We start from the raw sequence: 281 nt of genomic DNA on the forward strand, positions 1-281 counted from the left end.
ACCATTACCTATTAAATACCCTGTTAATTTTTGTTCTCCATCTATCTTCCCTTGCATAGACAGCATAGCTACAGACGTTTCATTTTTAATTTCTAACTCATGCTTTTGAATTTCTTCTCTAACTTTCTTATCTAATCCTTTTCCAGTTGTTACAAATTCATAACTAACTGGATTCATTAATGCCGCTGTCTTCTGCGCTCCATAATACATACTAGAACTAATTCCAATCGTACATAATGTTACCGCACTTAATAAAGATAATAGCGCCAGCATCTTTACGT

At 33.8% G+C, this 281-nt stretch carries 1 pseudogene; it reads right to left on the reverse strand.

Annotated features, from left to right (window positions below):
• Positions 1-281 (reverse strand): annotated as a pseudogene (locus tag ACSG5Z_RS32365) (ABC transporter permease); the annotation flags it as partial.

This window comes from Bacillus pretiosus (assembly GCF_051294775.1).
Lineage (GTDB): Bacteria > Bacillota > Bacilli > Bacillales > Bacillaceae_G > Bacillus_A > Bacillus_A wiedmannii.